We start from the raw sequence: 24,126 nt of genomic DNA on the forward strand, positions 1-24,126 counted from the left end.
CAGCGGGATGGGTTAATGACACCTTGCATTTTCTCTATTTGTTCACATCGACTGCAGCGGGACCCTATTCGGTTTCCCGTGGCACCAGTACCGAGTCGATGATGTGTACGACCCCATTGCCGCCCTCGACATCAGTTTCGAGAATGCTGGCCTGATTGATCATCAGTTTGCCGCCGCCCATGTCGCGGACCGAAAGGTCGAGGCCGTTCAGACTGGCTGTTGGTACGCCTTCATCTGCGGGGGGTACATTGGAGGCGCGCACGGATCCTTCGACGATATGGTATTCTAGCACGCGGACGAGCTTGTCGGCATTGTCTGGCTTCAGATAGTCTTCCAGCTGGCCAGTGGGCAGGGCATCGAATGCCTCATTGGTCGGCGCGAAGATGGTGTATGGGCCGCCGGTGGCGAGGGTTTCGTCAAGACTTGCGGCTTCAATGGCACCATAGAGTGTCGACAGGCGCGGATCAGCGGCGATCGTGTCCAACACGTTCGGGCCGGAGGTGACCATCTGGTCGCGATCCATTGTGTCGGCATAGATTTCCTCTTCGCCCGCATCCGGGGAAGGGGTAATGTCGACATCATCCGCATAGGGCTGGACAGGGTCTTGCGGTAGTGTGCGCGTGTCTGAAGACTCGCCGGAACAGGCAGCCAGGAATAGTGCGGACGCAACGGGAATGAGTAAGTGGCGTTTCATGAGCGGGGATCCTTTCCTCCGGCAGGCAATGATCAGGTAACGCGTGCCTTCGGGTTTGGTTCAGCGGCACCGAGCAAAATTTATCTCTCAATGGGCGCTATCTGTGGCGGGACGAGGGCGACCCATTGTCCAATTCACGACGCCGCGTACGGAGGGGTTCGGCGCGCACCAGATTTCGCCGGTCGCGGTGATTACCGTGACCCATATGAGGTTGTGCTCCTGGCCGTAGTCGATAACGCCAATGGCGAAGCCGTCGCCCCGGTCCGTGACGGTCAGCGGGATAGGTGGATTGAGCTGGGTGAACATGTCCTGTGGCTTTCTGTGGGAGAGAGCCGGTAGAACGCCGGAAATTTGAGAAGGTTGCGCGCGTATCTGCTGCAAAAACAAATTCACGTCTGCTGTGCCATGTGTGGTGCATCGCTTTTTGCAATTATTCCGTTTCGAAACAATGTCTGCAAGTGGGCGATGACCTCCGCTTGCGGAGGGGCATCGGCGCTTTGCGTTCCAGCGATGATGTCAGGGATCGAAAACCCCGCCGGTTCAGAGGATAGGCGACGAAGGATGGGCGCGAAGTTCGCGGGGAAGTCCAGCAGACCATTGTCGCACGGCAGGCTCACCCGACCGCCGGATGCGATGAAGCGCAGCGGCGGCATCACCACAAGAAACCTGTCCGTCGCCGACGCGGCTGGCAGGGGCAATACCGGATCGGGTTGCCATCCGGTATAGGGTCCTTGCGTCAGTGAAGTCAGCCAGGGGCTGCTCATCGCTTCCGGCCCAGCCAGCGTTTCACTCACCAGGGTTTGAAATTCGGCAAGGCGGTCGCGCATATAGTCTGACACCGTGTCAGGAAGGTTCCCGTGCGCGTCATCCAATGTGACGGGAGGTCCTCCGCGCCAGCTGTCGTGAGACGCCGCGAACTCCTGGAGCAGGGGGGCCAATTGGTCGAACAGGTTTCGGGGGGCAAAATAGAGGTTCAGCGCGAGCGAATACCCGACGCCGCGGGCGGCGTGCCACGCGCCGGCTGGAAGGCACAGAAGGTCGCCGGGGTTCAGCTCGACTTCCTGAAACGCCATATCGTCCGGCAGGGTCCCGACATCAATGTCGGCGGGCTCAGCGCGACCTTCGAAATAGGTCGCATTATTGTCGGGCCAGCGTTTGGCGGCCTCGGTGGAATATATCCAGCGTTTCTTTCCCGCGATCTGAAGCGTCGTGGCGACGCGCCGATCATAATGCATGGGCAATCCGGCGCCGTCTGGGGAGGCATAACAATTGACCCCAACTGTGCCGGTAAAGCTGAGTCGCGCGCGGATCGCCTGGGCCCAGCGGGCCAGGAAGGGATCGGCCATGTGAATATTGGTGATGCAGATCGTGGCGCCTGATTTCAGCAGATCGCTGGCCTCGCCCAGTTGCGCTGAAAACATGGGCTTGCGGCTGCCAGCTTTTTCTCCGCCCGCGAATGAGGCGGTCAGGTTGAAGCGGGGATCTTCGATATGCTGCCCTCGTGCGAGAGCCAGCCTCAGTCTTTCCATGCTGAAAATATGGTCAAACTTCCCGGCATGTCCTTTCACATGCAGGGACTGACGCGCGAAATAGCGATCCACAAAGTCTTCGCATGATACCGGGCTTAACAATTCTGCCAGTTCGCGGCCGTTCAGGGCGGCGGGCGCATCTGGGCTTGCCGGCCTGGCTGGATCGCGCAGCGAGCTGAAATCTGTCATTCGGTCGGACCTCCCCGGTCTCGGGCGCTTTTTGCATTGCCCTGAGACCTAGGCAGATAATCCCAATCCGGCGATGGGACAAGCATTGCGGGGAAGAGTTGGCGTGACAGACGCCGACAGAAGATTCGAAAAATGGCAGACCGCGTCTGCGGCCTGCCATCGGATTGGGTCTGGATGCCCGGACTACCGGGCGGGGAGTGCATTCGCGCGGAGGCGATTATTGTTCCGGAGTTTCTTCCGGTTCTTCAACGTCCACGGTTGGAACTTCGACTTCTTCTTCGACCATCACAACTTCAGGCACGAGCACCGTTTCGGTTTCTGTGCCGACATTCACTTCGCCCGTATCGACATCATATTCGGGGATCTTGCCAGCTTCGGCGTCAATGGCGACATCCACATCCGGCAGCTTGCCGGGCTCTGTCTGGTCCACATCGATCAGCGTAGAGCCGAGCCAGACGGCCCCGACGAGGGCGACAATGGCGACGGCGATTCCAATGACTTTTCCTGTACTCATGTTCTGGGTCTTCCTTCTTGTGCTTTGTTGCGCAGTTCAGCGCGCTTGCGAACATAACGGGGCTGTAATCGAATGGTTCCGGCCAGCACTCGTTCCAGCAAGGGCGTCCGGAGCGGCGGGGCCGTCCGGGTGTCTGGGCTGAATTACGGAAAAAGCCGGCTCAGGGCGGGGCGCGGACCGGGCTGACCTGGCCGATCGGCGCATGGCCGAACTGGTCCCGAACTGGTCCATAAAGTGTCCATAAGATGTACAGACTGGTCCAGACAAAAGCGGACGGGACATCGAGGCCGCAGGGCAGGTCGCTTGCCAGAGCTGGGCTCTGCCAGCGCGGCACACGCGGCGGCGTATAGGTGTATGCATTGTCCGGCGTCGGCGCATCGCCGATATAGCGGATGACCACATTGCCGTATTTGTCGACCGTGACGAAGACGCGCCGCCCGGTGCGTTTGCGCCAGGCCGTCAACCGTACAAGGTTCCACCACAGCCACGGCCAGCAGAAGGCCCAGACATGGGCAAAGAAGGGGCGATAGGCCGGGTCCATGTGGGGAAGTGTGGCATGGTGGGGCAGCCTGTCGGATATCTTGCCTGCGTCGTCCTCCCCGATGGCGAAGTCACCGGGGGCCCATCTCCTGAATTTGCCACCGCAGCGCGCGGCGCTTTGTGCACCGCCTGCGCGCCTGACGGCACAGGTCGCGCCCGCCGAGACGTTCAGTATTGGACCCCCAGACTGCTATCGCGGCCGGGGGGTGACGCATGAGGAGAGCGCGGGATGTATCCAGCAGGGTCGCAATCGCCGCGCTGGCCCGCCTAGCTTCGCGACGGATAAATGCCTTGCGTCACGATACACTGCTTCAGCGCGAGCCAGGGTGGCATATTGTTGCCAGTGGTGGAGTTGACCTGCGTGTCGGCTGTGCCCGAATGTTCCTGGGCCGGGAGACTCACGTCAATCTCAACGCCGCCGCGCTCGCCCTGTCGGCGGTCGGTCAGGCCGGGGCCCTGGCCTGCGCCCACCATAACGCGCCCGCGCAGATCCGGCAGGGCGAACGTCGTGCGCCCGTCGCCGCCATAGAGTGTTCCGAGCAGGGAGAAGAGGGCGGTATTTTCGGCAATCGGCAGCAGGCGGCCATCGGCCTCCATCATACCGCGCGGACAGAAATTGAAGCCCACCGTGACGATCTCGCCGAGATAGTCATCCATCCCCGCATCGGCGGCAGGCGCAGCCCCCACCATGAGCGCGCCAGTCAGTGCTGCCGCCATCGCAAATTTCCGAATCATTCCGTGTCCTCCCAATATGGTGGGTTCACTCTATGACGCTGTGCGGGCGTGGCAAGAAGAAGGATCGCGGGGCGGTGGAGCAGAGGTCAGGCGTCGTTGTCCGCATCCCCCGGCTCCACGGGACCAATACCCTTTGACAGATTGGCCTTCCGGGCGCGGAAGAAGAAGGCAATGGAGCCGGCATAAGCGGCCAGCGTCATGAGGGCGACGAGTTTCGGGATCACATGGAAAGGCTGTTCGCCCACGGCGACCGCGCCGAACCAGCCAAGGTCGCTGTCTGGCAGCTGGCCGCGCTCGGCCAGCAACAGGCCGAGGCGGGCAAAGTCGCTATAGGACTGGAAGATCTCGTTGCAGAAGCCGAGCGCGAACATGGAATAGATGACCAGCGCGATCCACATCATCACCCGGTCCAGCCGGTGGGCGGCGAGATAGCTGGTCACCAGCATGCCGAAGACCAGCGTCATGTAATTCGCCATCGTGCCATTGCCGACCTGGATGGCCTCGTAGAAGAGATAGGTGAGTTCGTAATTCGTCATGCCGCGTCCCCCGTCGCGCTATGGGCCAGAAGGCAGCTTAGGCGGAATTTTCCCGGGCGTGAAGCGCGCGGGTCATGACCCGCCGGACGGCAAGAGCGGATGGCGGGTTACGCTTCGCTAACCCGCCATCCGGGGCGACGCTAATAATGAGGGGGCGGCCGGTCCACGGGGGCCGCGTCGCCGGGTGACCGCTCGCTGTCGGCGACGCGCTCGGCGAGGCGCGCGACCTGTCGCTCCAGCCGCTCGATCAGCTTCCATTGCGCGGTGATGGCCGCGTTCAAATCCTCAATCGTCTGGTCCTGATGGACCACACGCATTTCAAGCTCGTCGAGGCGGGATGTGTCTGTCATGGCGGGAGGGATTAGCGGCAGGGGCGGGGCGAGGCAATGGGGGGAATCGTAGGGCGGGTCATGACCCGCTAACTCTGCGCGTGAAATGGCGGGTTACGCTGACGCTAACCCGCCCTACAGCGATGCGGAGCATCGCATTACTGCCGCCTGCTTCTCCAGATCGGTCCGTTCGTTCTCGCTCATGCCCGCTGCATACTCCCGAACCTCTGCCGTGATCTTCACGTTCCACAATTTCAGGCAGCACATGTTGCGAAAGTGCGCGCTCGTATTGGTGCCGTTGGGCAGCGCCAGAATCTGTCGCCATCTTCTGCATGGCAACGGGTTTTTCAGGACAGGTCTCTATCGCGGCCCGCGATAATTCTCCGTGAAGGAGCGCTCGTCTACATCGTAATGCCAGCTGCCTCCGGCATCGAGGCAGGAGTCGATTGGGTCATGCACGGCCTCAAGGGCCATCCGCACGCCGGTCAGAACGACCAGCGTGCCGATGAAAACAAGCAGAAGGGCCCTAGTCCGTTTCGACATAGAGCTTTCGGCCCATTGCCTCATACTCGGCGCTCTTCTCCTCCATCCCCTTGCGCGCTTCGGCGGCCTGCTTTTCCAGATCGGTCCGTTCATTCTCGCTCATGCCCGCCGCATATTCCCGGACTTCGGCGGTGATCTTCATGGAGCAGAATTTGGGGCCGCACATGGAGCAGAAGTGGGCGACCTTGTGGGCGTCCTTGGGCAGGGTCTGGTCGTGGAAGTCGCGGGCGGTTTCCGGGTCCAGCGAGAGATTGAACTGGTCTTCCCAGCGGAATTCGAAGCGCGCGCGGGAGAGGGCGTCGTCGCGGTATTGCGCGGCGGGGTGGCCCTTGGCGAGGTCGGCGGCATGGGCGGCGAGCTTGTAGGTGACGACGCCGACTTTCACATCGTCGCGGTCCGGCAGGCCGAGATGCTCCTTGGGCGTCACATAGCAGAGCATGGCCGTGCCATACCAGCCGATCATCGCCGCGCCGATGCCGGAGGTGATGTGGTCATAGCCGGGCGCGATGTCGGTGGTGAGCGGCCCCAACGTATAGAAGGGGGCCTCGCCGCATTCGCGCAGCTGTTTCTCCATGTTCACCTTGATCTTGTGCATGGGCACATGGCCCGGCCCTTCGATCATGACCTGACAGCCCTTGTCCCAGGCGATCTTCGTCAGTTCCCCGAGCGTTTCGAGTTCAGCGAACTGGGCCGCATCATTGGCGTCGGCAATCGCGCCGGGGCGCAGGCCATCGCCCAATGAGAAGCTGACATCATAGGCGCGCATGATGTCGCAGATTTCTTCAAAGTGCGTGTAGAGGAAGCTCTCGGTATGGTGGGCGAGCATCCATTTCGCCATGATCGAGCCCCCGCGCGAAACGATGCCGGTGACGCGGTCGGCGGTGAGGTGAATATAGGCGAGGCGGACGCCAGCATGGATGGTGAAATAGTCGACGCCCTGTTCGCACTGTTCGATCAGCGTGTCGCGATAGACTTCCCAGGTCAGGTCTTCGGCGACGCCGTCGACCTTTTCCAGCGCCTGGTAGATCGGCACGGTGCCGATGGGGACGGGGCTGTTGCGGATGATCCATTCGCGCGTGTTGTGGATGTTGCGGCCGGTGGACAGGTCCATGACATTGTCGGCGCCCCAGCGGATCGCCCAGACCATCTTGTCGACTTCTTCTTCCACGGAAGACGTGACCGCTGAATTGCCGATATTGGCATTGATCTTCACAAGGAAGTTGCGGCCGATGATCTGCGGCTCCAGCTCGGCATGATTGATGTTGGACGGGATGATGGCGCGGCCGGCGGCAATTTCCTGGCGGACGAATTCCGGCGTGATGAATTCCGGGATGTGCGCACCGAAGCTCTCGCCCTGTGCGATCTGTTCCGCAGCGCCGTCGACGGCCTTGGCGCGGCCAATGTTTTCGCGGGTGGCGACATAGATCATCTCTTTCGTGATGATGCCGGCCTTGGCGAATTCGTATTGCGTGACCTTGTGGCCCGGCAGGCCGCGCAGGGGCTTGTGCGTGACCGGGAATTCGCGGGCAAGGTATTTGCCTTGTGCGCCGCCATTGTCTTCGGGCTTCACATGGCGCCCGTCATATTCCTCGACGCCGCCACGCTCCAGCACCCAGGCGCGCCGGTCGCGGGCGAGGCCCTTTTCCACGTCGATGGTGACCGACGGATCGGTATAGGGGCCGGACGTGTCATAGACCGGCACGGCAGGCTCATTGGCGCTGGGGTGAAGGTCGATCTCGCGATGCGGCACAGCGATGTCCGGCGCGTCAGCGGGATGAGAATAGACCTTGCGGCTGGCGGGCAGGGCGCCGGTGGTGACTTTGGGGGTCTCGAACTGGCTTTGGTCTGTGGGCTTGTTCATGGGGCTATTCCTTAGATGGCCGGTGTGGCGGACATGAATGTCTTGTTGAAGTCGGCGGCTGTGGCGGGCAGCTGGATGAAGCCTTTCCGGGTCCACTCCTGCACAAGATCCGCAGGAGTCGCATAGGCGTTGGCGAACAGGCAAGGATCGTCGGAGGTATAAGCCCAATCGGCGAAAGCTGCCTGACGATGGGACTGGATGGCAATACTGTTGTTGACGGCGCGTGTATCGCAAATGTGGATCGTGCGTTTCACTGCAGCGTTTTGATTCAGCTCGAACCACCGCTCTTCCGGCATTGCGGAGGCGGAGTCCTGATACTGAAGTCGTATATATTCCACGCGCTCACTCCCGTCCCTTGCGCCGGTATTAGCCGGATCAGGTTCAAAGGGTGCTGGAGCGGTGTCGGCTCCATCTCAGCGCTTACCAGACGCGCCCCTCGGATGGCCGGGAGAATAGGCGCGTTGTGGGAGGAAGGAAAGGGGGCAGCTGGCGAGAAAAGATAGGTGATTACCTAAGTGTCTTGACAGGCGTCAGTCCATCGCAATAGATAGGTGGATGCCTAACTATTCTTCTTCCGATCCAGCCGCTCTCGACCGGGCCTTCCACGCCCTCGGCGATGCGACCCGGCGCGGCGTGATCGCGCAGCTGAGCCTCGGCGAGGCGAGCATTGCCGAGCTGGCGGAGCCCTATGACATGGCGCTGCCGAGCTTCCTGCAGCATGTCCGCGTGCTGGAAAAAGCCGGGCTCGTATCCAGCCGCAAGGAAGGCCGGGTCCGGCACTGCCGACTGGAAGCGGCGCGGCTGGCAGAGTTGAAATCCTGGATCACGCAATATCAGCAGGCCTGGGCGGCGCGCCTCGACCGGCTGGATGCTTTCCTGAACGCAGACGACCCCGAAAAGGACACCTGACATGACTCATCATACCGTACAGCATGGCACCGCCACAATGGAGAAGGGGCTTTCGGCCTCGCCGGCCCGCGTCTTTGCGGCCTGGGCCGATCCGGAGCAGCGCAAGGTCTGGGGCTCGCCCTCTGACGAGATCGATATGCGCATCGATGCGGCCGACTTTTCCGTGGGTGGAGAAGATGTCACGACCTGTCTGGCGGGCGGCGAGGCCGTGGCCGTGGTACGCGGGCGCTATCATGACATCGTGCCGGACAAGCGCATCGTCTATACCGAGATCATCGCCTCCATGGAGGCAACCGAAGGGGCCTGTCTTGTCTCGGTGGAGTTCCTGCCGGACGGGGAAGGGACGCGCCTGGTCATCACGCTGCAGACCGTGGCACTGGACGGATCGGCCCTGCTGGAGGAGGCGCAGGCGGGCTGGGGCAGCGCGCTGATCCGGCTGGAGGAATTGTTGCAGGCAGGCTGATCCGGGTTGGGGCTGTACTCAGTTGCAGAAATAGCAGCTGATTAATCCCAGACGGCATTTTGTTAACCTTATGGCGACTCCGAATCGCGATGATGGGCGCAAACCCCGACCCCGGAGATGTGCTTCATGGCCTTTACTGCAACATTCGGCGGCGCCGAAGAGACCAAGGCAAAACCGAAATACAAGACCTTCAAGGTGGACCTCTGGGCGACCGATCTGAACCCGACCGAAATCGGGATCATGAAACAGACCCAGCATGAGGCCGCGTCTGACCAGTTCACCAAGGACATGGAGATCTTTGGCCAGATCAAGGATGGTCGCGAGCGGACGGGCATTCTCGCCTATCGCAAGGAAATGTGGAAAACCGGGGAAGGCATGAAGCGCCGGCTGGTGCTGAAATTGTTTTCCGAAGGCATGCACTGGCGCGGGACGGCAGAATTGTTGATGGGCCGGTCATTGCAACTGAGCATTGGGGCGAAGGGCACACCGGTGCCGTCCTATTCAGTCAATATCAGCCGTCATGACCAGATTATCCAGTTGGAACGGTCGGCGCAGAAGTGGCCGCTTTTCCCGGAGAAATTTTCCTTTTTTATCGACACGACGAAAGGCCCGCGCTTCTATCGCCTGCGCCGCAACGTCATAGGCATCGGTGCAGACTATAGTCTGTATGATGATCGGGGTCGCAAGATCGGCAAGCTGGATCATCGGATCATCAATCTGGGCGGATCATGGATCGTTAAAGTGGATGCGGCGGAAAGCTATGCCAAGCTGGAGGCCGTGTTGCAGATGTTCTGTGCCCTGCTGAAATTCAACGGGGCCGCGCGTCGGCATGTGGCGAAAGAAGTCGAACAGCTGCATCTTGGGCGGGCCGTGCGCCAACTCGACACGCAGGAGCGCAATCTCTACCTGAACCCGCGCCGTCGGCGCTGATTGGTCAGGCTGCAGGCCGCTTCAGTTCGATCCACAATTGCTCCGACTGAGCCAGCAGCTGGCCGTCGCGCGTGAACAGTGCGGTGGCAGCGCCATGCTTGCGACCGTCATCATAGAGAGACCAGCCAGCCACAATGAGATCGTCGCCTGGGGCGGGGCGTGCATGCACCTGCGCGGTGATGCGGGCCAGCACCATCGGATTGTCCTGAAAGCCAATCGCAAAGGCGCCCGGACAGTCGAGCGCGGCCCATAGTATTTCCGGGCGCACCAGGCCGTCTTCGCCTGCAAGGCTTTCATCCGGTGTCCAGACATCTGTCACCCCGTCATAGCCATTCGGCTTGCCGGTGAAGAGGCAGAGGCCATCGTCGGTGCGCTCTGGTCCACAGACATAGCAGCGGGGAAACGCGTGGGTCTCGACAGGGGGGAAACTGTCCGGGCCTGTCTGTGCTGTCTCGAAGCTTGGCGCAGCGGGGGGAGGGGCAAGCGGTGCGGCAGGTTGCGCGGTCATAACCAACTGGTCCCCATGCCGGACTTCGTATCCGTCACCTGTTGGGACGACCTCCATCGCCATGTCGAGCGGCGGTGGCGCGCGCAGGGAAACTTCTGCCGGACCATCAATATGGCTTGCGGCGAGACCTGCCGAGATGCCTCCATTGGCTGAGTCGGGGGGACCGTTGAACATGGCGGGCACGAGGATGGTGAGCGGTGTGGACATGGGCAACTCCTGTCCTGCGCGCATGCCGATAGCGGCGAGTGAGGTCAATGCGACATGCAGGCAGGATGCGCGCTAGTCGAGCAGGCCGAGTTCGCGTTGCTTTTTCTTGCTGAGGGCAGTGGCGATCAGGCGAAAGGATTCTGCGACATAGTCCTTGAGGTCGTCATCCGACAGGGTTTCGTCCGAGAAACGCTGGATCCATTTCATGCCACGTGAAGCAAGGTAAGGCGCGCCCTGGCAGCCGGGCTGGTCTTTCAGGATATGAAAGCTGATCGGGCGGACCTTGAACGTACAGGTGGCAAGCTGGTCGCCGTCCGGTGTGCCCATGGCGAAGACCTTGCCGCCAATCTTCCAGACATGGGAGCCACCCCATTGGACCACATGCGTTGTCTGGCCGAGGCCTGCGCAATAGGAATTGTAATCTTCCAGTGTCACCGCGCGAGCGCCTGCTGCGTGCCGCTGTCCCAGCCCACAAGGATTTCCGCACCGGTATCGATGACCGGACGTTTGATCAGCGTGGGATTCGCCTTCAGCAGGCCCGCGGCGCCTTCGCCCAGCGCGCCTGACTTCTCAGCCTCTGACAAGGTGCGCCATGTGGTCGAACGGCGATTGACGAGTCTTTCCGCGCCGACGGCCTTCAGCCAGGCTGGCAAGAGCCGGTCAAGGTCGGCGTCTTCGCGAATGTCGACAAAAGCGGTCTCCCGGTCCGAGGCATCAAGTTCTTTCAGGGCTTTCTTGCAGGAATCGCAATTCTTCAATCCGTACAGCGTAACCGGGCCAGCCGACATGGGGGTCTCCTCTAAGTGTGGTGCCTCAAAGGGCTAGAACGCACCGATGGCAAACACAACCAGGCCAAGCGCGAGCGCAACAATGCCAAATCCGCGCAAATGATCATCATCCGGCATCATCCAGTGTGCCAATGCCCAGAGTGGTTTGGGCCATGCCACCAGGAGGAGACCTTCGACGAGCGCCCCTGCGATGATCAGGGTTGCGATGCCATCGGTTGCGGTGGAGAAACTGTTCTGGACTGACAAGGTTCCCCCCGCCGCAAAGATCATGACCGCGCCGCACAAAAAGCCGATCGCCGGGCTGTCTTCCAATTCGTCGATCAGGCGGGCCATGCGGTCAGGGTTGGCCAACAGGCCGGCTCCACACGCCATGAAGTAGAGGCCGAAGACGAGCAGGATTGTATGGGCGAGCATGACGGGCTCCTCTGGATACGCTGATCAGCATATCATGCCGGGCGGGGTTGGTCAGTCCGTATCGGAGGGGCGGACCACGCCGACAATCGGGCCCATATCGAGACCGGTCTCGTTGCGACCGATCTCCGGCGCGTAGAGCTTTGAGACATATCCATCCAGAAAGAGGGCGTTGGGCGTGTTCAGCTTGTCGCGAAACAGGCTGGCAAAACTGTGGAAGTTCACGGGCACATCACTGATGGCGAAATAGAGCGTTGCGCCATCAGCGGTGACGCCCACGCCATTGCGACGTTTCCGGCTGGGGCCGTCCGCGTTGAATCTCGGATGCAATGCACCGTCGATCACCAGCATGGGGCCGGACTGTGTCGCAAAGCGCGCGTCCGGTGCCTCGGCCTCAAAGGCGAGACTTTCTGTGACATGGGGGGTGCCGTCTTGATCCACCCAGAATACCCCGTTGGGAAGCAGGCCGAAATTGCCCGGCCCTTCACGCGTCACGAGCGAGGCGACTTTTTCGCCCTGCTCGACATAAAGCCCGACCGGGCGGCGGTCCTGATGATACATGCCGGCGTTCATGGCAAACTCAAGCGTCTGGCCGTGATCGGCGAGATGGGCGGCCAGCCGGTCGAACTGACCAAAGGGCGCGCCATCGGGGTGAGTGAGCCAGAGGTTTACCGATGTGGGCGCCTCAAAGGAGCACACCGTATAAGGTTGGCCGAGATGCTTTACCGGGGCACATGGCGACGGGGTTTCCGCCTGAGCGCAAGCTTGCATCAGAACCGTGCAGACGAGAATGGCAAACCAGAGACGCATGCCGACAAATTAGCGGCTGGCTGGATCAAGCGCCATGCACAAATTCCACGAGACTGGGGATCGGTATATTTTCGATACATCGAACCTTGAAATTTAGATATATCGAAATTATCTGAGGTTTAGATATATCGAAAGGACTTCAAATGACGTATCGAAATAGAAACATGAAACATCGTCGTGGCGCAGGTTGCGGCACACGAGAAAATGGACCCGTGCATGGAGGTCGACGCGGTATGAGACATGGTAGAGCGGATGGTCATCGCGGCGGACGCCGTCGGCCCCTGAATCATGGCGATCTGCGCCTGTTGATCCTGGAGCTTGTCTCGGAGGAAGCCCGCCACGGCTATGACTTGATCCGTGAGATCGAGAGCCGGACGGGCGGGGCATATGTCCCCAGTCCCGGCGTGATCTATCCTGCGCTGGAGGCCCTCCTGGACCTCGGCCTGGTCGAGGCGGAAATGGATGGTCAGCGCCGGACGTTTCGCCTGACGAAAGACGGCAGCAAAGAGCACGAAGATTCAGCCGCGACAATCGAGGCGATCGAGGCCCGTCTCGCCGACCTTCAGGAGAGCGATCGACCTGAAGATCCGCAGGATGTGCGCGGGGCCATGCATCGACTACGCCACGCCGTGCGAGATGCGGCCCGGTCGGCGTCGAATGATGGCGAGACGCGCAAGGCGATCGCGGATATCCTGACGGATGCCCAAGAGCGGATCGCCGCGCTGAAAGGCGCCTAGCCGGTTTGACCGGATTCACAGCGGAGAAGGGGAGGCGATGCCTCTCCTTTTCTATTCGGCAGCGGCTTCCAGCGCTTCGCGGCGCTTTTCAGCGGCGGACTTCTTGACGCTCTCGGAGCGCAATTGTCCGCAGGCGGCGAGAATGTCGCGTCCGCGCGGTGTGCGGATCGGGGACGCATAGCCCGCCTGATTCAGCACTTCGGCGAATTCCTCGATTGTGTCCCAGTCGGAGCATTCATAAGGGCTGCCCGGCCAGGGGTTGAACGGTATGAGGTTGATCTTTGCCGGCACGCCTCTCAGAAGGCGGACGAGGTCGCGCGCTTCAGCAAGGCTGTCATTGACGCCCTTCAGCATGACATATTCAAACGTCACCCGGCGGGAATTGCCCAGGCCGGGATAGGCGCGGATCGCCTCGAACAGTTCCTTCAGATTGTACTTGCGATTAATCGGAACAATCTCATTGCGCAGATCATCATTCGTCGCGTGCAGCGAGATGGCGAGCATGGCATTTGTGCGTTCGCCGAGCTCTACGATCTTCGGCGCGACACCCGCCGTGGATACGGTGATGCGGCGCCGGCCAATTGCTATGCCATCGCCGTCACTGATCGTGTCGATCGCTTCGGCGACATTGTCCAGATTGTAGAGTGGTTCGCCCATGCCCATGAAAACAATATTCGTCAGGCGTCGGTCTTCTTCATCACTCGGCCAGCCATCCAGCGCGTCCCGCGCGATCAATACCTGTGAGACGATTTCCTGTGCGGTCAGATTGCGAACGAGCTTTTGTGTGCCGGTATGGCAGAAGGTGCAGTTCAGAGTGCAGCCGACCTGGCTGGACACGCAGAGAGCACCTGCCTTGCCGACATCGGGAATATAGACGCTCTCGCCTTCGATGCCGGGGCCGAAGCGGGCCAGCCATTTCTGCGTGCCATCACGAGAGACCTGGTGATCTGCAATCTCGGGCCGGGTGAGGATGAATTTCTCGCCCAGCTCCGCGCGCAGGTCCTTGGCGACATCGGTCATGCCGTCAAATTCCTGAACACCGAAATGGTGCATCCAGCGGCGCAACTGTTTTGCGCGCATGCCAGCTTTCTTCGGCTCCAGACCAAGCGCTTCCATCTCTGCTTTCAGAGCAGGAAGGGACAGGCCCGCCAATGAGCGGGGGGCAGGGGATGCAGCGTCGCCGCGCCGGGTGAGGTCAAGTTCGATTTTCATGATGCGGCGCCTATAACACGCTGAAGCGGTTGAAGGAATTGCTGGCTGCAGGCCTCACATTACGGGGAGTTAATGAGGATCGCCATTGTTTTGTCATCGATGGAACGGAAAGAGTGACCCACGCGTTAATAAGCGTGCCCAATTCCGGGCTGTCCTTTCCAAAGGAGCTGATGACATGAAACGCCTTTCCTATGCGCTGCTTGCGCTTCCCCTGATTGCCCTTCCAGCCTGTGAAACCGGGCCGAGCCAACGGGTTCTGACCGGCGCTGGCGTCGGGGCCATTCTTGGCGCTGGTGCAGGTACGCTTGCAGGTGGCGACGATGGCCGCAACGCTGCAATTGGCGCAGCCGTGGGTGCAATTGCTGGCGCCGCAGCCGGTGACTATATGGACAAACAGGAGCGCCGCCTGCGCGAGCAAACCGCTGGCACGGGCATTGGTGTTGAGCGCCAGGGCGATCAGATCGCGTTGACCATGCCGTCCAACATCACTTTCTCCGTGAACAGTGCCACGATCCAGCCGAACTTCTATAGCGCGCTGAACGATGTCAGCCTGACGCTGGTCGACTATCCATCGACCGCCGTGGATATCATTGGTCATGCCAGCTCTGACGGCCCGGACGACTACAATATGGACCTGTCCCGTCGCCGTGCAGAATCGGTCCGTTCCTATCTCGTGAACCAGGGTGTCACGCCAGTTCGCCTTGCGGCTGTTGGTATGGGTGAGACCCAGCCAATCGCGGACAATGCGACTGCTGAGGGCCGCGCCGCCAACCGCCGCGTGGAAATCATCCTGACGCCGATCACGCAGGAAAGCTACTAAGCTGAAATTGCAGACCTCATCGCCTCGATGGGGTCTGCATACCGTTTTTCCATGGCGGCGAGCAATTGCGCGTTTGCCGTGGAAGGATGGCCCGAATTGGCGGGCGGTGCAGGATCATATTCCACTGCCAGCTGAATTCCTTCGGCCACGTTCTGGCCCGAAATTTCCATGACAATCTGAAGCGCGAAATCGATGCCGGCGGTAACGCCCCCACCGGTATAGGTGGTGCCGTCCCGAACGCAGCGCGCTTCGGTGGGCACAGCGCCGACCAGCGGCAGCAGATGGTGATAGGCCCAATGGGTGGTCGCCTTTTTGCCGTTTAGCAGGCCTGCTGCACCGAGTATGAAAGCGCCCGTGCAGACGGACGTCACATAGGTTGCTGCCGCGCCGGCCTTGCGAACGAAATCCATCGTTTCCCCGTCAGCGAGCGCATCGACCACACCAAACCCGCCCGGCACGAGGATCATGTCGAGATCGGGCGCATCTGCGAATGTGCCGGTCGGCACGAGGCCTAGGCCGCAATCGCTCGGCACAGGATCAAGGGATTTTGCGAGAATATGGGTTTCCGCGCCGGGCATACGGTGGAGTATCTGGAGAGGGCCGGTGAAATCGAGTTGAGTCACATTCGGGAAAAGGACAAAGCCGATATTCATGATGCACTCCGATTCCAGCCCCAGATTGCCGGTGCGGTATTGATAGCAGTCGCCACACGTCGTAGCGAGTCCGGCGGCATGATGCCGGTCGATATTTGCACGACTTTCCTGATCGCAGCACCTATACAAGCGTTCAACACCGAACGCGAAGAGGATCGGAACATGCAGGACTCCGTTCCGACCCATAATCCGCGAGGCCGTTTCGGTCAGTCAGCGCCTTATCGGGGCCTCTTCTCCGAAGGCATTCGCGGGCTCTCCTGGATGTTTCTGAAAGCGACGGGCTGGCATGTCGCCACAGACTGGCCGGACGTCTCCAAATCCGTGATCATAGCCGCGCCTCACACCTCCAATTATGACGGGCTGGTCATGCTCGCCATTGCGGGCTGGTACCGACAAAAGCTCAGTTGGATGGGCAAGACTTCCCTCGTGCAAGGGCCGTTTGGCGGCTTGCTCCGGCGAGCAGGCTGCGTGCCGGTTGAGCGGTCAAAATCGAAGGATGTCGTGTCGCTGATGAAGGAGGCGTTCGACGCGGCGGACACGCTCCACCTCGCGATCGCGCCTGAAGGGACACGCAATGCCAATCCGGTCTGGAAAACTGGGTTCTGGCATATCGCCCAATCCGCCAATGTGCCCTTGTTCAGCGCCGTGCTTGATTTTGGAACCAGGGAAATGCGGCTGGAGGGACCGATCATGCCTGGCGGGGATTTCGAGACCGATATGGACGTGATCATTTCGCACTATCGCGATGCGAAAGGCCGCCATCCTGAGCGCTTCTGTCTACCGGGTCAGGTGTCTTAGCGGCAGATTGCGGAGGCCTTGTCGATGGCCGCTGCCGAGCCGCTCAGCGAGAAATGATAGGCCACTTGCGTGTTGCGCTGGGAAACGGCTTCAATCCGGAGTTCTGATCCCTTGCGAAGGGCCGAAACAATCCGGGAATCGTCGGAATCATCTGCGAACGCTTCACGCCCGACGCCAAACATGGCCCAGGACGACCGTCCTACGCTGGCCTTCGGCGCCAGGTCTTCCCGCAAGTCAAAGCCGACTTTCAAGCTCGGTTGGTTGCGCGCGCGGCCGGATTTCCAATTGGTGACATAGAACCACACATCGCCATGATCGGCCGCGCGGGGGGCCTTGTCGGTGGCCTGTGTGGCCGCGTAGCAGATGGTTTCTCCATTCGCGGTGTCGGTAAAGACCGACCAATCCTTGTATCGACCGATCGCCGAAGGGCTGGCAGAGGCCATGGGCACGGCAAGCGCAGCCACAAGGGTCAGCACGGTCAGAGTTTTCCGGCTCAATCTCAGTGTTTGCATATTCTATACATTCCCATTTGCGCGGAGCATTCCCAGCATCATAAAGACAACAGGGTTAAGGCTAAACTACGGCATGTCAGCTGCCTCTGCAGATCACGCCAGCTTGTTGGTTCAGGCGGTTGCGTTCCATGTGAGCCGCCACGATAGTGTCTGGAACATGTAAACTGAGAGTTCTTGTGTGAACGACACTGTAACAACGACGATTTCCCCGGATGTGCGACAGCGTCATGCAGACTGCATGGCCCTGATTGCCTCCGATAAGTGTCGGGCCTCTTTTTCGGAATTGTTCGACTTCTACGCCCCGCGGGTGAAGAGTTACATGTTGCGGTTGGGCGCAAGCGCGCTGGAGGCCGAGGATCTGGCGCAAGACGTCATGGTGACGGTCTGGCGCAAGGCGGGCATGTACGACCGCAAGCAGGCGTCGGTCTCGACCTGGATTTTCCGCGTCGCACGCAATCGGCGCATCGACAAATTCCGCCGGGCCAGTCGGCCCGACCTCGATGCGGATGAACCCATGCTTCGGCCACCGGATATAGAGCAGCCGGATGCGGCGCTGGATCGGGTTCAGATCGAGGAGACGGTTCGGGCCGAGTTGGTGAAGCTGCCCCCCGAACAGCTCGAATTGCTGCAGGCCGCCTTCTATGAGGGCTTGTCGCATTCCGAAATCGCCACAAAATTCAACCTGCCCCTGGGAACGGTGAAGTCACGAATCCGGCTGGCTTTCGGCCGCCTGCGTGGCCAATTGGAACCGGAGGGCGGAGATGCCGACACGTAGTGAATGGAACATGACATGATGCAGCAGCCAGCTACTTCATCCTACAGCGAGCTCTATTCGGCCTATGCGGCGGGTCAGCTTGATCCGGCATTTGCGTTGCTACTCGAGACCCAGAGCATGTTACGGCGTGATGTGCGTGGCGCGCTTGCCGCAAGTGAAGCGGTGTCCGGTTTCATGCTGGAAACAACAGAGCCCGTTCAGATGTCAGCCGGAGCAGGGGCTCGCGCACTTGAGCTGATTGATGCGCTCGAAAGCGGAGATAGCGTGACCGCTACGGATTTCACTGGAGACGCCGAATTGGCGTGTCTGCCCATGCCCTTGCGCGACAAGGCGTTGGAGGCATTTGATGCTGCCGGATGGCAGGCGAACGCGCCGGGCATCCGACGCATGAAACTCGATGTTGGAAGCGACCTCGAGATCGAGCTTTACCGTATACAGCCCAATGCCAAAGTGCCCCGGCATTCACACGGCGGTACGGAGTTCACGCTCGTGGTGGCAGGCGGATTTTCGGATGAGACCGGTAGTTACGGTCCCGGCGACCTGGCGGTCAAGGGGCCGGACGACACGCACCAGCCCGTCGGTGATCCGGGCGAAGTTTGTTTCGCCCTTGCAGTGCGGGATGCGGGACTACAGTTCACGGGGATCATGGGTGTGATCCAGCGTGTGCTGGGGCGCTGACTATTTGCGGTCGCGACCGGGAACATATGTTCCGCTGAGGCCATCTCCGCCAGTGCCGCCAGGCATGATCGGGCGCGGAGCATAGCCGCCCATTGATAGATGGCGATCATACATGACGAGCGCGCCGGCAAGGCTGACATTGATACAGAACTTGGTCGGAATTTTCACGACATGATCACAGCGCGCGAGGATGTCGGGTGACAAGTCCCCTTTTTCAGGGCCCAGCATATAGGCCGCCTGCGGAGGATGCCGGAAGGTGGGCAGCATTACAGCATCATCCGTCAGCTCGATGCCGACCATCTGACACCCGCGGGGCAACTGCATTTCGTCAACATTGTCCCACTGATAGTAAGGCACTTGTCCGGCTGTTTTTGACGTGTCGGCCTGGTAGGCTGCCCGCAGGCGATGCTCGGCATTGATGGAAAACACAAAGCTTGCCCCGAAGGCATTCGCTGTACGCATCAGCGCGCCAAGATTCATGGGTTTCGAGATACGTTCAGAGCCGATCGCAAAATAGCCGCGCATATCAGAAAGCCTCCAGTCCAAATCTGAGGATCACGAGCAGGCCGATAATCACAGGCAGTGTGTAAACCGAAACGCGCCGCGCAAGGCGCAGGTGTCCGAGCTGGTTCGGATAGGTTTGGTTGAGATGAGTTGCGATATCCGTATGCGAGACACGCCGTCCGGCATCAGCGACGCCTTCGCGGTACTCAATGTCTGAGGGGAGTCCGCCAAATTTTTCCGTCAGAGCACGGCGCAACGCTACCGAAATCATCCAGCGCATCTGCAGGGCGAGCATCAGGGCGAACACGGCCAAACCCAACACTATGAAAAGAAGAATATTCATCAGCCGAACGTGCCCACTTCAAATCGTCCATTTGAATCCGCCATGGCGCGTTTCAGGCCAGACGAATTCCAGAGCGCGGATATGTCTCCTTCGGCGGATACGGCGATCATGCCGCCTTGTCCTCCCAGCATGCGCACATCATCCAATGCGCCTTGGACGGCGGCTTCCAGTTCGGCTCCGGCATAGCGGATGCGCGCCGAGACGTCTGCGGCTGCAGCTGCGCGAATGAAATATTCACCCAGTCCGGTGCACGACACGGCGCAACGTTCATCTGCCCATGTGCCCGCGCCGGGCAGGGGAGTATCGCCCAGCCGGCCGGGCGTTTTGCCGCGAATGCCGGCCGTAGAGGTTGCAGCTGACAGGTCACCATAAATGTCGAGCGCAACTGCCCCCACGGTTCCGGTCGAGTTGATCATGTCCTGTGTCGTCAGTTCATCGACGGGGTCATAGTAAGCGTCCGGATCGTCGATCATGACCAGGCCCGATTTGGCCAGCAGTTTTCGGGCGCCGTCTGCAATCAGCAAAACATTGGGGGTCTGTTCCATGACCGCGCGCGCGCAGGAGACCGGATTGCGGTATCCCTGCAGAGCGCCGACCGCTCCGGCTGTGCGGTTGCGACCGTCCATAATGGCGGCGTCCAGCTCATACGCGCCGTCGAGGTTTGGTGCAGCGCCCTTTCCGGCAAGATACAGGCCGGACTCTTCAAGCCCCTGAACCATCACTTCGACCACATCCAGAGCGGCTTCGCCGTCCCGCAAGCGTTCGGCACCATTCTTCAGCAGGGTCGCCAAATGGGCTTCCTGCAGGGAATAGTCATTCCCCGGGATCGGCCCGGCGCCACCATGCAGGGCCAGGGCCCATTTCTTTGCCATTTGACTGCTACCTCTCCGCTACGTCAGGCTTGGACTTTTATCGGGCACACCGCTACCGTCTGACAGCAGAAACAACAAGATGGGAAGGAAGTCGCAGCCATGAAAGCAGTGCTCTCCAAAGAAGTAGGCGGACCGGACAGTCTGGTCATTGAAGATGCCCCGATGCCGGAATGCGGCAAAGGTCAGGTGCTGATAGAAGTAAAGGCGTGCGGGGTGAATTTCCCGGATTCGCTGATCATTCAGGACATGTACCAGTTCAAGCCACCGCGCCCGTTCTCGCCGGGTGGCGAGATCGCCGGGTTCGTCAAGGAAGTGGGCGAAGGCGTTTCCCATGTGAAAGTGGGTGACCGCGTTCTGGCCTCGATCGGGAATGGCGGTATGGCGGAATATGCCGTCGCGGCCCAGCATGCCGTAATGCCAATCCCGGAAGGCATGCCGTTTGAAGAAGCGGCCGCGTTCCTGATGACGTATGGCACCAGCTATTATGCTCTCAAGGACCGCGCTGACCCGAAGCCGGGTGAGAAACTGCTCGTTCTGGGTGCGGCTGGCGGCGTTGGCATTGCAGCCGTTGAGCTTGGCAAGGCGATGGGCCTTGAAGTGATCGCGGCCTGCTCGACACAGGAAAAGGTGGATTTTTGCCTCTCAAAAGGCGCCGACAAAGGCCTCGTCTATGCGCGTGAGCTTGATCGGGACGGTCAGAAAGCGTTCTCCAACGACATCAAGGAAGTGTCCGGCGGCGGCGTGGACATTATTTATGACGGTGTCGGTGGCAATTATGCCGAGCCCTCGGTGCGGGCCATGAACTGGGAAGGGCGTTTTCTCGTGATCGGCTTTCCTGCCGGTATCCCAAAGCTGCCGCTCAACCTGACCCTGCTGAAAAGTTGCGACATTCGCGGCGTGTTCTGGGGCGCAGCGGTGGCGCGTGACCCGAAGGCTCACCAGCAGAATGTTGCTGAACTGTTCAAGCTGTATGGTGAAGGTAAGATCCGTCCGCACATCTCGAATACATATCCGCTGGAAAAGTCAGCCGATGCCATTCAGGAGCTGATGGACCGGAAAGCGCAGGGCAAGGTGGTGGTCGTGATCTGATTCCAACTGTCATTCGCCGTGCGAATGACAGTTAACGCCTGAACCAAAGCCTGTGTCGCGCATAGTTCTGTCATGTCAGATAAAAGCCAAACACAGGCAAACGCACCTCCTGCGAATGGACGTGACGATCCGCGCATGCGGATGTTGCGGCGTGGGAGAATTGTCGTAAACCACCGCCACAGTTCGTTCGATGTGGGGATCCGAGACCTGTCATCGACAGGAGCCAAACTCAAATTGACCGAAATCTGGGCGGTGCCGGAGACGTTTGAACTTCAGATACTGAAGCCTGACGGCTCAATGGAGCTGGTTGTGCCATGCGAGAAGCGTTGGCAGAGCGGTATTCTGGTCGGAGCAAAGTTCGTGCGCCCGCCACGCCCTTAGCCTTTTGGGAACCGGGACGAAAAAACCCGCCGTAGCGATCCGGCGGGTTTTTCTTTTAGGTGTAGTCAGCCGCCTTAGGCAGACTTCTGGTCGCCATCGACTTCCTCGAAGTCGGCATCGACCACATCATCGCCGTCGGCTGCCGCATCGGCGGCTGCGTCCGCAGTGGCCGCCTCATCCTGCTGGCTGGCATAGATTGCCTCGCCGAGCTTCATGGCGGCCGTCATCAGGGCCTGATGCTTGGCCTGGATGTCAGCGATGTTGTCGCCCTCACGGGCCTCTTTCAGCTCGTCGGACGCCGTCTTGATCTCGGCTTTCACCTCGTCAGACACCTTGTCGCCATGCTCCTCGACCTGCTTTTCGGTCTGGTGCACCAGCGCTTCGGCCTGGTTCTTGGCTTCGACGAGTTCGCGGCGTGCCTTGTCCTCGCCCGCATTGGCTTCGGCGTCGGCCATCATGTTCTTGATGTCCTCGTCCGTCAGGCCACCGTCCGCCTGGATGGTGATCTGCTGCTCTTTACCCGTGGCCTTGTCCTTGGCGGACACGGACACGATGCCGTTGGCGTCGATGTCAAAGGTCACTTCAATCTGAGGCAAGCCGCGCGGTGCTGGCGGGATGCCTTCGAGATTGAACTGGCCGAGCATCTTGTTGTCGACGGCCATTTCGCGCTCGCCCTGGAAGACCTTGATCGTCACGGCAGGCTGATTGTCGTCAGCCGTCGAGAACACCTGGGACTTCTTGGTCGGGATCGTCGTGTTGCGGTCGATCAGGCGTGTGAACACGCCGCCCAGTGTTTCAATACCGAGCGAGAGCGGGGTCACGTCAAGCAGGACCACGTCTTTCACGTCGCCTTGCAGCACGCCGCCCTGGATCGCTGCACCGATGGCAACAACTTCATCCGGGTTCACGCCCTTGTGCGGCTCGCGGCCGAAGAATTTCTTCACGGCTTCCTGAACCGCCGGCATGCGGGTCATGCCGCCCACGAGAACGACTTCGTCGATGTCGGAAGGAGACTTGCCAGCATCTGCGAGCGCTTTCTTGCACGGTTCGATGGTGCGCTTGACGAGGTCTTCGACAAGGCTTTCGAACTTGGCGCGCGTCAGCTTGATATTGAGGTGCTTGGGGCCGGTCGCATCTGCCGTGATGAAGGGAAGGTTCACTTCATACTGGCTGGCAGAGGAAAGCTCTTTCTTGGCTTTCTCGGCTTCTTCCTTGAGTCGCTGAAGGGCAAGCTTGTCGGCTTTCAGGTCAATGCCCTGATCCTTCTTGAACTCTTCTGCAAGGAAGTCGACGATCCGGAGGTCGAAGTCTTCACCGCCGAGGAACGTGTCACCATTGGTGGACAGCACTTCGAACACACCGTCGCCGATTTCGAGCAGGGAGACGTCGAACGTACCACCGCCAAGGTCGTAGACTGCGATCGTCTTGGACTGTTCGTCCTTGTCGAGGCCGTAGGCGAGGGCCGCAGCGGTTGGCTCGTTGATGATCCGCAGGACTTCAAGACCCGCGATCTTGCCGGCGTCTTTGGTTGCCTGGCGTTGCGCATCATTGAAGTAGGCAGGCACGGTGATGACCGCCTGGGTCACTTCGCTGCCGAGATAGGCTTCAGCCGTTTCCTTCATCTTGGTCAGGATGAAAGCAGACACTTCCTGTGGTGCGTAATCCTTGTCGCGACCTTTGACCCAGGCGTCGCCTGCCGGGCCTTTGACGATTTCGAACGGGGAAATTTCCTTGTCCTTCTGCGCGGTCGGGTCGTCGAACTGGCGACCGATCAGACGCTTGATGGCGTAGAAGGTGAAATCCGGGTTGGTGACAGCCTGGCGCCGGGCCGGCATGCCGATCAGGCGTTCGCCGCCTTCAGTGAAGGCCACAACGGACGGGGTTGTGCGCTGGCCTTCTGCGTTTTCAATGACCTTTGCCTGTCCGCCTTCCATGACGGCGACGCAGGAGTTGGTGGTTCCAAGGTCAATACCAATGATTTTGCTCATGTTGCATCTCTCTTTTTATCAAGCCGCCACGGGCCGTGTTCTGTTGCGGTCTGCTCAGCAGCCCCGGACAGCCAGTGGCTCTTTCCAAGGGTTCAAATGAGGCGGCGGAAACGGTTTTGATCCGTGCGCCGGTTCGTCTTGCGATATGGGAAGGGTTTAGCGCGTCTCAAGGGGGGAACAATACGTAGCTGTACAGGATTTTGGTGCATTGCTGCTATAGGTCGGCCCTATAGCAACCCCAACAGCAATTTATTTGATAATGGTTCTC

The 24,126-nt window shown here is 60.2% G+C and carries 33 protein-coding genes and 1 riboswitch; of the genes, 10 read left to right on the plus strand and 23 right to left on the minus strand.

The window, feature by feature from the left end:
- Window positions 1-64 precede the first annotated feature (64 nt).
- The 11 genes from B3527_RS15490 to B3527_RS15540 all read right to left on the minus strand — a co-directional run bounded on the left by B3527_RS15490 (window position 65) and on the right by B3527_RS15540 (window position 7,808).
- A complete protein-coding gene (locus B3527_RS15490; RefSeq protein ID WP_206991965.1) occupies window positions 65-694 on the minus strand; it encodes a fasciclin domain-containing protein in 630 nt (209 codons plus the stop codon).
- 87 nt (window positions 695-781) lie between these two features.
- The gene (locus tag B3527_RS15495; RefSeq protein ID WP_206991966.1) at window positions 782-1,000 is read right to left on the minus strand and encodes a hypothetical protein; all 219 of its coding nucleotides are present in this window, start codon (window positions 998-1,000) and stop codon (window positions 782-784) included.
- An 83-nt stretch (window positions 1,001-1,083) separates the two neighbouring features.
- Window positions 1,084-2,412: a JmjC domain-containing protein gene (locus B3527_RS15500; RefSeq protein WP_290480588.1), complete on the minus strand. Its 1,329-nt coding sequence runs from the start codon at window positions 2,410-2,412 to the stop codon at window positions 1,084-1,086.
- Window positions 2,413-2,629: 217 nt separating this feature from the next.
- Entirely contained in the window at window positions 2,630-2,926 is a 297-nt protein-coding gene (locus B3527_RS15505) for a hypothetical protein (protein ID WP_290480587.1), read from the minus strand.
- A 160-nt stretch (window positions 2,927-3,086) separates the two neighbouring features.
- Complete coding sequence (locus B3527_RS15510) at window positions 3,087-3,467, minus strand: hypothetical protein (RefSeq protein WP_290480586.1); 381 nt, start codon at window positions 3,465-3,467, stop codon at window positions 3,087-3,089.
- A 266-nt stretch (window positions 3,468-3,733) separates the two neighbouring features.
- Entirely contained in the window at window positions 3,734-4,201 is a 468-nt protein-coding gene (locus B3527_RS15515) for a phage tail protein (protein ID WP_290480585.1), read from the minus strand.
- 86 nt (window positions 4,202-4,287) lie between these two features.
- Window positions 4,288-4,737, minus strand: a complete 450-nt coding sequence (locus B3527_RS15520) for a hypothetical protein (RefSeq protein WP_290480584.1) — start codon at window positions 4,735-4,737, stop codon at window positions 4,288-4,290.
- A gap of 140 nt (window positions 4,738-4,877) precedes the next feature.
- On the minus strand, window positions 4,878-5,087 hold the full coding sequence (locus tag B3527_RS15525; RefSeq protein WP_206991972.1) for a SlyX family protein: 210 nt from the start codon (window positions 5,085-5,087) through the stop codon (window positions 4,878-4,880).
- A gap of 339 nt (window positions 5,088-5,426) precedes the next feature.
- Window positions 5,427-5,609, minus strand: a complete 183-nt coding sequence (locus B3527_RS15530; protein ID WP_290480583.1) for a hypothetical protein — start codon at window positions 5,607-5,609, stop codon at window positions 5,427-5,429.
- On the minus strand, window positions 5,593-7,470 hold the full coding sequence (gene thiC, locus B3527_RS15535) for a phosphomethylpyrimidine synthase ThiC (RefSeq protein ID WP_290480582.1): 1,878 nt from the start codon (window positions 7,468-7,470) through the stop codon (window positions 5,593-5,595). Before thiC ends, B3527_RS15530 begins: the two co-directional genes overlap by 17 nt.
- An 11-nt stretch (window positions 7,471-7,481) precedes the next feature.
- A complete protein-coding gene (locus tag B3527_RS15540; protein WP_206991976.1) occupies window positions 7,482-7,808 on the minus strand; it encodes a hypothetical protein in 327 nt (108 codons plus the stop codon).
- Window positions 7,805-7,917, minus strand: a riboswitch (TPP riboswitch). Its footprint overlaps the gene before it by 4 nt.
- Before the next feature lie 108 nt (window positions 7,918-8,025).
- Here B3527_RS15540 and B3527_RS15545 point away from each other — a divergent pair.
- From B3527_RS15545 to B3527_RS15555, 3 genes are all read left to right on the plus strand, one after another.
- A complete protein-coding gene (locus B3527_RS15545) occupies window positions 8,026-8,379 on the plus strand; it encodes an ArsR/SmtB family transcription factor (protein WP_206991977.1) in 354 nt (117 codons plus the stop codon).
- 1 nt (window position 8,380) lies between these two features.
- The gene (locus B3527_RS15550) at window positions 8,381-8,842 is read left to right on the plus strand and encodes an SRPBCC domain-containing protein (protein WP_290480581.1); all 462 of its coding nucleotides are present in this window, start codon (window positions 8,381-8,383) and stop codon (window positions 8,840-8,842) included.
- A gap of 126 nt (window positions 8,843-8,968) precedes the next feature.
- Window positions 8,969-9,772: a hypothetical protein gene (locus tag B3527_RS15555; RefSeq protein WP_206991979.1), complete on the plus strand. Its 804-nt coding sequence runs from the start codon at window positions 8,969-8,971 to the stop codon at window positions 9,770-9,772.
- A 4-nt stretch (window positions 9,773-9,776) separates the two neighbouring features.
- On the opposite strand, the gene B3527_RS15560 is transcribed toward B3527_RS15555, so the two are convergent.
- The 5 genes from B3527_RS15560 to B3527_RS15580 all read right to left on the minus strand — a co-directional run bounded on the left by B3527_RS15560 (window position 9,777) and on the right by B3527_RS15580 (window position 12,496).
- Window positions 9,777-10,487: a hypothetical protein gene (locus tag B3527_RS15560; protein WP_290480580.1), complete on the minus strand. Its 711-nt coding sequence runs from the start codon at window positions 10,485-10,487 to the stop codon at window positions 9,777-9,779.
- A gap of 72 nt (window positions 10,488-10,559) precedes the next feature.
- Window positions 10,560-10,922, minus strand: a complete 363-nt coding sequence (locus B3527_RS15565) for an MmcQ/YjbR family DNA-binding protein (protein WP_290480579.1) — start codon at window positions 10,920-10,922, stop codon at window positions 10,560-10,562.
- Window positions 10,919-11,275, minus strand: a complete 357-nt coding sequence (locus tag B3527_RS15570) for an ArsC/Spx/MgsR family protein (protein WP_206991982.1) — start codon at window positions 11,273-11,275, stop codon at window positions 10,919-10,921. The genes B3527_RS15565 and B3527_RS15570 overlap by 4 nt, the downstream gene beginning before the upstream one ends.
- Window positions 11,276-11,308: 33 nt before the next feature.
- A complete protein-coding gene (locus B3527_RS15575; RefSeq protein WP_290480578.1) occupies window positions 11,309-11,689 on the minus strand; it encodes a hypothetical protein in 381 nt (126 codons plus the stop codon).
- 51 nt (window positions 11,690-11,740) lie between these two features.
- Complete coding sequence (locus B3527_RS15580) at window positions 11,741-12,496, minus strand: phosphodiester glycosidase family protein (protein ID WP_206991984.1); 756 nt, start codon at window positions 12,494-12,496, stop codon at window positions 11,741-11,743.
- 233 nt (window positions 12,497-12,729) lie between these two features.
- On the opposite strand from B3527_RS15580, the gene B3527_RS15585 reads away from it, so the two are divergent.
- Window positions 12,730-13,233, plus strand: a complete 504-nt coding sequence (locus B3527_RS15585; protein WP_290480577.1) for a PadR family transcriptional regulator — start codon at window positions 12,730-12,732, stop codon at window positions 13,231-13,233.
- A 51-nt stretch (window positions 13,234-13,284) separates the two neighbouring features.
- On the opposite strand, the gene rlmN is transcribed toward B3527_RS15585, so the two are convergent.
- The gene (gene rlmN, locus B3527_RS15590; protein ID WP_206991986.1) at window positions 13,285-14,445 is read right to left on the minus strand and encodes a 23S rRNA (adenine(2503)-C(2))-methyltransferase RlmN; all 1,161 of its coding nucleotides are present in this window, start codon (window positions 14,443-14,445) and stop codon (window positions 13,285-13,287) included.
- Window positions 14,446-14,620: 175 nt separating this feature from the next.
- Between rlmN and B3527_RS15595 the strand changes: the two genes are divergently transcribed.
- Entirely contained in the window at window positions 14,621-15,265 is a 645-nt protein-coding gene (locus B3527_RS15595; protein WP_034816901.1) for an OmpA family protein, read from the plus strand.
- On the opposite strand, the gene B3527_RS15600 is transcribed toward B3527_RS15595, so the two are convergent.
- Window positions 15,262-15,918 carry a DJ-1/PfpI family protein gene (locus B3527_RS15600; protein WP_290480576.1) on the minus strand — a complete coding sequence of 219 codons (657 nt, stop codon included), beginning with the start codon at window positions 15,916-15,918 and terminating at the stop codon, window positions 15,262-15,264. The genes B3527_RS15595 and B3527_RS15600 overlap by 4 nt on opposite strands.
- Between B3527_RS15600 and B3527_RS15605 the strand changes: the two genes are divergently transcribed.
- Window positions 15,880-16,716, plus strand: coding sequence for a 1-acyl-sn-glycerol-3-phosphate acyltransferase (locus tag B3527_RS15605; protein WP_290480575.1), 837 nt, complete (start codon window positions 15,880-15,882; stop codon window positions 16,714-16,716). The two genes, B3527_RS15600 and B3527_RS15605, sit on opposite strands and share 39 nt — an antisense overlap.
- Here the strand turns inward: B3527_RS15605 and B3527_RS15610 are convergent.
- Window positions 16,713-17,228: an invasion associated locus B family protein gene (locus B3527_RS15610; protein ID WP_206991989.1), complete on the minus strand. Its 516-nt coding sequence runs from the start codon at window positions 17,226-17,228 to the stop codon at window positions 16,713-16,715. The two genes, B3527_RS15605 and B3527_RS15610, sit on opposite strands and share 4 nt — an antisense overlap.
- Before the next feature lie 178 nt (window positions 17,229-17,406).
- Between B3527_RS15610 and B3527_RS15615 the strand changes: the two genes are divergently transcribed.
- Together B3527_RS15615 and B3527_RS15620 are read left to right on the plus strand one after the other, a co-directional pair.
- A complete protein-coding gene (locus tag B3527_RS15615; RefSeq protein ID WP_233347860.1) occupies window positions 17,407-18,003 on the plus strand; it encodes a sigma-70 family RNA polymerase sigma factor in 597 nt (198 codons plus the stop codon).
- 15 nt (window positions 18,004-18,018) lie between these two features.
- Window positions 18,019-18,681, plus strand: a complete 663-nt coding sequence (locus B3527_RS15620; RefSeq protein WP_290481445.1) for a cupin domain-containing protein — start codon at window positions 18,019-18,021, stop codon at window positions 18,679-18,681.
- On the opposite strand, the gene B3527_RS15625 is transcribed toward B3527_RS15620, so the two are convergent.
- Genes B3527_RS15625 through B3527_RS15635 form a run of 3 tightly spaced genes read right to left on the minus strand, consistent with a single transcriptional unit; the run spans window position 18,682 to window position 20,400 of the window.
- Window positions 18,682-19,206 (minus strand): RNA methyltransferase, encoded by a 525-nt coding sequence (locus tag B3527_RS15625; protein WP_034816907.1) that lies wholly within the window; start codon window positions 19,204-19,206, stop codon window positions 18,682-18,684. It abuts the gene before it with no gap.
- Between the two features lies 1 nt (window position 19,207).
- Entirely contained in the window at window positions 19,208-19,528 is a 321-nt protein-coding gene (locus tag B3527_RS15630; protein WP_206991992.1) for a hypothetical protein, read from the minus strand.
- The gene (locus tag B3527_RS15635; RefSeq protein WP_290480573.1) at window positions 19,528-20,400 is read right to left on the minus strand and encodes an isoaspartyl peptidase/L-asparaginase family protein; all 873 of its coding nucleotides are present in this window, start codon (window positions 20,398-20,400) and stop codon (window positions 19,528-19,530) included. The genes B3527_RS15630 and B3527_RS15635 overlap by 1 nt, the downstream gene beginning before the upstream one ends.
- Before the next feature lie 99 nt (window positions 20,401-20,499).
- Here B3527_RS15635 and B3527_RS15640 point away from each other — a divergent pair, with 99 nt between their 5' ends.
- Window positions 20,500-21,489 (plus strand): NADPH:quinone oxidoreductase family protein, encoded by a 990-nt coding sequence (locus tag B3527_RS15640; RefSeq protein WP_206991994.1) that lies wholly within the window; start codon window positions 20,500-20,502, stop codon window positions 21,487-21,489.
- 72 nt (window positions 21,490-21,561) lie between these two features.
- Entirely contained in the window at window positions 21,562-21,870 is a 309-nt protein-coding gene (locus B3527_RS15645; protein ID WP_206991995.1) for a PilZ domain-containing protein, read from the plus strand.
- Between the two features lie 74 nt (window positions 21,871-21,944).
- Here the strand turns inward: B3527_RS15645 and dnaK are convergent, their stop codons facing one another.
- The gene (gene dnaK / locus B3527_RS15650; RefSeq protein WP_034816917.1) at window positions 21,945-23,858 is read right to left on the minus strand and encodes a molecular chaperone DnaK; all 1,914 of its coding nucleotides are present in this window, start codon (window positions 23,856-23,858) and stop codon (window positions 21,945-21,947) included.
- Window positions 23,859-24,126 lie beyond the last annotated feature (268 nt).

It is taken from the genome of Hyphomonas sp. UBA4505, assembly GCF_002388685.1.
In the GTDB taxonomy this organism is placed as follows: Bacteria; Pseudomonadota; Alphaproteobacteria; order Caulobacterales; family Hyphomonadaceae; genus Hyphomonas.